The sequence below is a fragment of the Methanocalculus sp. genome, assembly GCF_029762515.1.
In the GTDB taxonomy this organism is placed as follows: Archaea; Halobacteriota; Methanomicrobia; order Methanomicrobiales; family Methanocorpusculaceae; genus Methanocalculus.
Window position 1 is genome coordinate 1 of record NZ_JARVGN010000421.1, and the last position, 1,882, is coordinate 1,882.

The following is a 1,882-nucleotide window of genomic DNA, read 5'->3' on the forward strand; positions in this document are numbered from 1 at the left end:
GGCAAAAGAAACAGATCCGAAACGAATGGAATTTCTCACCGTCGATTCGCCCCAGGATGCCATCCACCTCCTCGCTGCAATGAAACGGGACAATGCCGACGATATCGCCGAGGCAGAAGAGCTTGTCGCATCCCTCAAAGGCGGATGCAGTGCCGGGACACGGGTTGCCAATATCGACCATCAGGGGAATGTCTACCCCTGCCAGTTTGCACAGGCAGACGAGCTCCTGGTCGGATCAGTCAGGGACCAGCCATTCTCCCGGATCTGGGATGCAACTGATCATCCGGTCCTCTCGATCTTCAGGGAGGCATCACCCGCACTTACCGGACACTGTGGAAATTGCCGGCATATCACCCTCTGCGGCGGGGGATGCAGGGTACGGGCGCTCAGGCTCTGCGGAGATATCCATGCAGAAGATCCCTTCTGTTTCCTCAATGAAAATGAATAACACGCTAATTTCTTCAGAGACATGGCACGACTAAACCCGGAAAAAACCACCATCCTCTTCTTCGATCTTGAGGCATATGTCCCGGAACCACTCCGGAGCAGGCCGAGGATCCCCTCACTTGCCGCAAACCCGCATCTCCCGGGAGTGTATCTCATAGGTGGTGCATTCAGCTGCTGCAACCCGTTTCAGATCGACTCACCCGGGATACAGGGACACTGGATATGGGAATATGAATCCGAGCGGGATCTTCTGGAAGCAATCTATTCTCTCTTTCAGGGATGCTGGGCGAAACTGGAAGGAAAAGAGAGGCACGAAGCAGATCTGATCATAGCAGGTGTTGGGATCGGAACCTTTGATATCCCCTTCCTCTACTCGCGAGCACTCATCAACGAGATCGCTCCCCCAAAAGATCTCTACGAGACCTTCTGCTGCTGCCGGGTGCTCGACCTTGCTTCAGCCGGGATCGGATATTTGAGGGAGCGCCATCCCATCCCGCACCCGGTCACCCATACCGATCTCCTGAAGCGGTTCATCGGCGATGAGACAAAAGCAGGTGGCGGCGTTGTCTGGGATATGGTGGACTCCGGCAGAACCAGGGCGATTGTAGAGCGGACCGTCCTTGAGGTGCAGCAGATCATCGCCATATACCAGGCGATGATCACTCTGAACGGTTCAGCTCCCGCCAGACAAAACGGAAACGCTGGATTGCGGTGATATGGCCGAGGAAGCCAAAGAGCAGGAGCATGATCCCAAGATAGGTCCATGAGAAGAGTCCTGCCGGGAGGAGAATATCCGCAATCCCCGCAAGCAGGATCAGAACCAGCCGGTCGGCCCTCCCGAGGAGCCCGCCATAGTACCGGCCCACCCCGACCGCCTGGGCCTGGGTTCCAAGGTATGAGGACATCAATACACCGGTGAGGGCGAAGACGCCGACCTCCCATGAGGCAAACCCTCCGGCAAAGATCCCGATGATGATGATGATATCGGCATACCGGTCAAGCACATGATCCAGGAAATCACCCTTCACACCGGCAGAGCCGGATTCGCGGGCAATCGCACCGTCTATCGCATCAAAAAACGCATTTACGGCAACAAAGAGGACGCCGAGGCCGATCTCGCGGTACCAGAATGCAGTCCCGGCAACCATTGCCGCTACAAGTGCGAGTACCGTGCAGGTATTCGGGGTGAGGCCGAGGCGTATCGAGAGCCTTGCAACCGGGGTTACAATCCCGGTCATGTGAGGGCGGAGTTGATCCAGGGTCATGGCATATGGTTCATGAGATAGAGAGACCAGTCACAGGTGCCATGTGAGGGGGAGGCATCTCCCGCCCTGACATCCAGAACAAAGTCAGCAACTGTCTCGCTCGTTGTATCTGTCGTCTCGAACTCATAAATCACTTCTGGATCATGGTTCTCGAGGGTCTCGATGAGTGT

The 1,882-nt window shown here is 56.1% G+C and carries 3 protein-coding genes; 2 read left to right on the forward strand and 1 reads right to left on the reverse strand.

Annotation, left to right across the window (positions count from 1 at the left end):
- Together QCH34_RS11720 and QCH34_RS11725 are read left to right on the forward strand one after the other, a co-directional pair.
- Window positions 1–448: SPASM domain-containing protein (locus tag QCH34_RS11720; protein WP_300334410.1), on the forward strand; the 448-nt coding region annotated here is incomplete at its 5' end.
- 21 nt (window positions 449–469) lie between these two features.
- Window positions 470–1,162: a hypothetical protein gene (locus tag QCH34_RS11725; protein WP_300334412.1), complete on the forward strand. Its 693-nt coding sequence runs from the start codon at window positions 470–472 to the stop codon at window positions 1,160–1,162.
- On the opposite strand, the gene QCH34_RS11730 is transcribed toward QCH34_RS11725, so the two are convergent.
- Window positions 1,107–1,712 (reverse strand): CDP-alcohol phosphatidyltransferase family protein, encoded by a 606-nt coding sequence (locus QCH34_RS11730; RefSeq protein ID WP_300334415.1) that lies wholly within the window; start codon window positions 1,710–1,712, stop codon window positions 1,107–1,109. The two genes, QCH34_RS11725 and QCH34_RS11730, sit on opposite strands and share 56 nt — an antisense overlap.
- Window positions 1,713–1,882: the final 170 nt, after the last annotated feature.

Coding starts and splice junctions, on each gene's coding strand:
- QCH34_RS11725 (WP_300334412.1), top strand. CDS start 470: ATGGCACGACTAAACCCGGAAAAAACCACCATCCTCTTCTTCGATCTT.
- QCH34_RS11730 (WP_300334415.1), bottom strand. CDS start 1,712: ATGACCCTGGATCAACTCCGCCCTCACATGACCGGGATTGTAACCCCG.